The sequence below is a fragment of the Nonomuraea sp. NPDC005983 genome, from assembly GCF_040614375.1.
In the GTDB taxonomy this organism is placed as follows: domain Bacteria; phylum Actinomycetota; class Actinomycetes; order Streptosporangiales; family Streptosporangiaceae; genus Nonomuraea.
In genome coordinates this window covers 1-5,425 of sequence record NZ_JBEXUP010000259.1, presented here as the reverse complement: position 1 = coordinate 5,425, position 5,425 = coordinate 1, and the positions used below count along the sequence as shown (strand labels likewise).

The 5,425-nt window shown below is 71.8% G+C and carries 5 protein-coding genes and 1 pseudogene; 3 read left to right on the top strand and 3 right to left on the bottom strand.

Annotation, left to right across the window (positions count from 1 at the left end; genetic code table 11):
* The 3 genes and pseudogenes from ABZ297_RS46140 to ABZ297_RS46130 form a co-directional block, all read right to left on the bottom strand.
* Positions 1-189 (bottom strand): annotated as a pseudogene (locus tag ABZ297_RS46140) (MmgE/PrpD family protein); the annotation flags it as partial.
* A 117-nt stretch (positions 190-306) separates the two neighbouring features.
* Entirely contained in the window at positions 307-1,101 is a 795-nt protein-coding gene (locus ABZ297_RS46135) for a cyclase family protein (RefSeq protein ID WP_355360761.1), read from the bottom strand.
* Between the two features lie 314 nt (positions 1,102-1,415).
* Entirely contained in the window at positions 1,416-2,696 is a 1,281-nt protein-coding gene (locus tag ABZ297_RS46130; protein ID WP_355360758.1) for an ATP-binding cassette domain-containing protein, read from the bottom strand.
* A 386-nt stretch (positions 2,697-3,082) separates the two neighbouring features.
* Between ABZ297_RS46130 and ABZ297_RS46125 the strand changes: the two genes are divergently transcribed.
* The 3 genes from ABZ297_RS46125 to ABZ297_RS46115 all read left to right on the top strand — a co-directional run.
* Positions 3,083-4,108, top strand: coding sequence for a LacI family DNA-binding transcriptional regulator (locus ABZ297_RS46125; protein ID WP_355360755.1), 1,026 nt, complete (start codon positions 3,083-3,085; stop codon positions 4,106-4,108).
* On the top strand, positions 4,105-4,968 hold the full coding sequence (locus tag ABZ297_RS46120) for a PfkB family carbohydrate kinase (RefSeq protein WP_355360752.1): 864 nt from the start codon (positions 4,105-4,107) through the stop codon (positions 4,966-4,968). Before ABZ297_RS46125 ends, ABZ297_RS46120 begins: the two co-directional genes overlap by 4 nt.
* A 157-nt stretch (positions 4,969-5,125) precedes the next feature.
* The coding region (locus ABZ297_RS46115; RefSeq protein WP_355360749.1) for a hypothetical protein at positions 5,126-5,425 on the top strand (300 nt) is incomplete at its 3' end.

Here is a 5,425-nt window from a genome sequence, read left to right as displayed (position 1 = left end):
CGTCCCGCCCCACCTGCGCGCCGCCCGCAGGACCGCGGGGCCGGCGTCGCCGTCCGGCTCCGCGTACGCGGCCAGGCAGTTGCCGAGCACGTCGAGCACCCGCCCGGCGACGTCGTCTCGCACCTCGGCGGGAATGCCCTGGTCGCGGCAGGCCACGGCGAACTCGGCCAGCCGCTGCACGTAAGTCATCGAAACTCCTAGCTACGGTTCAGGCCGCCCGCCGGCGCGGGGCCTCGGTCCGGTGGTCCAGACTGCTGTCCGGTGCGGACGCGGGGTCCGGCGATGTTCCGGGTGATGGGGCCGGCGTCAGGTCACGACGGCCAGAGGGCGGACGGGAGCGCCGGTCGCGCCGACGATCGGCAGCGGGTTCAGCACGAGCAGGAACTCCCGCACCCCCGCGTCGAGCAGCTCGGCCAGGCGCATGGTCTCGACGATGTTGATGCCGGACTCCACCAGCATGATGCGGTGCACGGGCAACGTGGCGTGCCCCCGCCCGGGGGCGATGTGCTCGAACGCGATCGTCTCGCCGCCCACCACCCGCGGCCGCCGCTCCGCCAGCCACCGGCCGGCCTCCGCCCCCGGCCCGGGGACGCCGTCGCGCTGCCCGACGAACTCCTCCCCGGACGCCCACAGCCGCGACCACCCGGTTCCCACCAGCACCGCGTCGCCCGGCCGGATCTCCACCTCGGCGGCGGCCGTGGACAGGTCGTCGGCGGTGATCTCGTACCCGGCGGGCAGCGTCTTCACCCCGTGCGCGGCGGCGACGTCCAGCAGCACGCACCGGCCCACGAACGGTTCGAACGTGTCGATGCCGAGGCTGCTGAACCCCTCGTGCGACATGACCGGCCCGGTGGGCTGCCCACCGTGCAGGAGGCCGTCGTGCGACACGTGCGCGAGCGCGTCGACGTGCGTGCCCACGTGCCCGCCGGTGACGATGACCTCGTTCGCGGCCGACCCGCCGTCGGCCCTGACGAGGTCACCGTGCCTGCGCTCCAGCACCATCCGGAACGGCGGATGGTTGGGGGACTGTGGCATCCCCTTGCGCATCGGCTGCGCCAGGTCGAACACGCGAGCTCCGTCAAGGGCCTGCCACAAGGTCATTTCAGCTAGCTCCTAGATCACGACTGCTGGCGCCAACAGTACACACGGCTCGCCTGCCGCGCCGGGGCAGCCCGGGGCTAGAACGTCCGGGCGATCTGGCGGGCCCGCTCGTCGGCCTGCTTGCGCTCCTGGTCGTAGTCGCCGGTCAGCGTGGGGTGGTGCCGGACCTCCTGGATGTCGGTGACGCCGGCCCAGCGCAGCGATTTGGACTGTGGTCCGGTTAGTCAAGAGAGAGGACGGCCGTGGGTGCGGAAGCCCTCGGCGACGGCCAAGAAAGCCCTACGAGAGCCTGGAGAGAGTCCTGCGAGACGGCGTCAGCGGCGGGGTGGGTCGATGCGGGCGCCGTCCGGGGTGAAGATCATCACGCGCCCCATGTCGACGCCCACCTTGGCCGCGTCGTTGGCGCGCCACACCGGCCGGTTGCCGATGCGGACGATCAGGTCCGAGCGGCGGTGGAAGCCGCCGCCCACGTTCTGCCCCACCTGCTCCTGGTCCTGGGGCTCCTCGGGCCTGGAGAACAGCCGCCGCACCATCTTCCTCAGCCCGCCGGAGCCGTTCGCGTGGCCGTTGGTGCGGGCGCGCGGGTCCGGCGGTTCGGGCACGGGGGCGGGCGGCATCCCGCACTCGATGTAGGCGAGCCACTCGTGCCCGTGGTACTCCAGCGTCCGCACCCGCCCGTAGAACGACGGCCCGTCGTAGGACTCCGGCACGGGCGCCAGCCCGTCGGGGCGTAGGCCCACCAGCACCTGCCCGCCGGTGTGCTGCGAGATGGCGTACGCCCGCGGATCGCTCCACGGCAGCGTCAGCCGGTGCGGCCCGAAGTCGAGCATGACGAACTGGTTCTGCGGGGTCCGCACGGTGGCGGCGAGCAGGTTGAGCTGCTGCGAGTTGAGGAACGCCGCCACGAACGCGGTCGCCGGGTCGTTGTAGATCTGGCCCGGGGTGCCGACGTCCTGCAGCACGCCGCGGTTGAGGATGGCGATCCTGTCGGCCAGCGTGAGGGCTTCGACCTGGTCGTGCGTCACGTAGATCGTGGTCACGCCGAGCGATCTGACGAGCGCGGAGATCTCCATGCGCAGCTCGGTGCGCATGCCCGCGTCCAGGTTCGACAGCGGCTCGTCCATCAGGAACAGCTTGGGCTGGCGGACGATCGCGCGGCCCATCGCGACGCGCTGGCGCTGGCCGCCGGAGAGCGTGCCGGGCCGGCGGTCGAGGGTCTCGTCGATGTGTAAGGCCTTGGATAACTCGGTGACGCGCTCGCGGACCTTCGCGGGGTCCGACTTGGCGATCTCCAGGGGGAAGGCGATGTTGCCGCGTACGGTGCGGTGCGGGTAGAGGGCGCCGTTCTGGAAGACCATGGCCACGTCGCGGTCGCGGGGTGGCAGGTGGTTGGCGAGCCGGCCGTCGAGCCAGAGGTCCCCTTCGGTGATCTCCTCCAAGCCGGCGATCATGCGCAGGAGGGTCGACTTTCCGCAGCCCGACGGCCCGAGGAGGACGAGGAACTCACCGTTCTCCACCTTCAGGGTCATCCGGTCGACCGCCAGGTAGCCGCCCGGATACACCTTGGTCACTTTGTCGAGAACGACGGAGCTCATGGGCCCACACCTTGCACGCGTGTCACCTGTGACGGGGCTGATTGAAGAGGTAGTACATCGCGCCTTAACGCCACATGTCCACCCTTGTCATAAAGAAATCGATGCAGCGGTATTTCGGTCGAGGGGTTTCGGTCATCCCACTCGTGAAACGTCTGGAAACATCCCGCCTGGAAGGACTTGCGTAAAGTTGCGGCAAGGGCTTTCATGGTCGAGACGTTCCGGGGGTGAGACGATGACCATGTGGTGGCACGAAGCCGCGCTCCGCCTGCCGCGCGTGCCCGGCCCCACCGCCGTGCCCGGCGGTCTCCCCGCACGGTCGCACGCCCCCGATAGGCCCGATCCCGCTGCGTGGCGGAAAGTACAGTATCTGCCATGAACAGGCACGCATGAGCGGGCACGCGCGCCTCGCCGACATCGCCGCCCAGGCAGGGGTGAGCGAGGCCACCGTCAGCCGGGTGCTCAACGGCAAGCCGGGCGTCTCGTCCGCCACCCGCCAGGCCGTGATGACCGCGCTCGATCTCATGGGGTACGAGCGCCCGCCCCGGCTGCGCCAGCGCAGCAACGGGCTGGTCGGCCTGGTCACCCCCGAGCTCGACAACCCCATCTTCCCGGCGTTCGCGCAGGCCATCGAGAAGGCGCTCACCCAGCACGGCTACACGCCGGTGCTCTGCACCCAGCTTCCCGGCGGCGCCCCCGAGGACGAGTTCACCGAGCTGCTGGTCGACAGGGGGGTGAGCGGCATCGTGTTCGTGTCGGGGCTGCACGCCGACACCACCGCCCGGATGGACCGTTACACCAGGCTCACCGACCGCGGCCTGCCGATCGTGCTGGTCGACGGCTACAACGAGCACATCGACGCCCCGTTCATCTCGCCCGACGACCGGCTCGCCGCGCGGCTGGCCGTGCAGCACCTCGTCGACCTCGGCCACGAGCGGATCGGGCTGGCGCTGGGGCCGCGCAGGTTCGTCCCGGTGATCAGGAAGATCGACGGCTACCGGCAGGCCATGGCGCAGCTGCTCGGCGCGTCCGAGGTCGACGACCTGATCGCGCACTCGCTGTTCTCCGTCGAGGGCGGCCAGGCGGCGGCGGCGCAGCTGCTGTCGCGGGGCTGCACCGGCATCGTGTGCGCGAGCGACCTGATGGCGCTCGGCGCGATCCGCGCCTGCCGGGAGAAGGGCCTGTCCGTGCCGGGGGAGGTGTCGGTGGTCGGGTTCGACGACTCGCCGCTGATCGCGTTCACCGACCCGCCGCTGACGACCGTGCGCAAGCCGATCGGCGCGATGGCCTCGGCGGCCGTCCAGACGCTGCTGGAAGAGGTCAACGGGGCCCCGGCCAAGCACGTCGAGCTGATCTTCCAGCCGGAGCTGGTCGTGCGCGGCTCCACCGGCTCGGGGCCGCTGGTGAACCGATGACGCACGACATCCTCGTCATCGGCGGTGCGGGGGTCGACACCACGGTCTACGTCCCCGGGCTGCCGCTGCCGTATGCCGACACCTACGCGGTGCCGCCGGTGATCGACAGGATCGGCAACACCGGCGCCGGGGTGGCGCTCGGCTGCGCGGCGCTCGGCCTGCGCGTCGCGTTCGCCGACCTGATCGGCGACGACCCGCAGGGCGCGCTGATCCGGCAGGCCCTGCACGGCGTCGACTTCTCCTGGGCGCCGGCCGAGGCGGGCACCCGGCGCAGCGTGCTGCTCGTCGGCCCCGACGGCCGCCGCACGTCCCTGTTCGACCCCAGGGCGACCCCGGGGGAGCGGCTGCCGTCCGAGCTCTACACGGGCGTGCGCACCCGGCACGCGCACCTGTCGATCACCGACTTCTCCCGCCACGTCTACCCCGACCTCGCCGGTACGCCCGTCTCCACCGACCTGCACGACTGGAACGGCACCGACGACTACCACAAGGACTTCGCCTACCAGTCGGACCTGGTGTTCCTGTCGGCCACCGCGCTCCCCGACCCGGCCGCCGCCATGCGCCACATCGTCCGCCACGGCCGCGCCCACACGGTCGTGTGCACGCGCGGCGCCGACGGCTGCCTGACACTCACCCGCGACGGCGACATCCGAGTCTTCCCGGCCGCGCCGCTGCCCGGCCCGGTCGCCGACAGCAACGGCGCGGGCGACGCGTTCGTCTCCGGCTTCCTGTTCGGACGGCTGCGCGACCTGCCCCTGGACGAGTGCGTGCGGCTCGGCGCGATCGCCGGGGCGCACGCCTGCACCGTCGCCGGCACCCACGAGTCGCCCATCACCGAGGCCGCCCTGCTCGCTCGGTGACCCGTTCAGACCAGCCCGCACCTGCGGCACCTGCCACGTAGTAGCCGAGCGCGGCGATGACGGGGGCAGTGCCGCGCCCCGAGTCGCGCCGCGAGCCGCCTGCTCCGTACGGTTGGTCCGTACAGAACGGGCGCACGCGCCCCGAGGAAGCGCACACGTGATCGAGAGGAGGACGGGGCGACGCCCCCCACCGCACATGGACCTGATCGGGCCACTGGTCGCGCTGGCGGCGATGGTCGCGGCGTTCGTGCCGCGCGTCCCCGTCGCCTGGGCGGCGTCCGCGGCCGGGATCGCCTCGATCGCCATCACCGCCGCCCACCCGCTGACCGGCAGGCAGGCCGACACCATGCCGTGGCTGCTGGTCGAGCTGCCGCCGCTGCTCGTGCTCGTGCTGCGCGGCCGTACCCATCAGATCTGGCCGTTGCTCTCGCGCCCGGCCCAGTCCTTGATGATCACT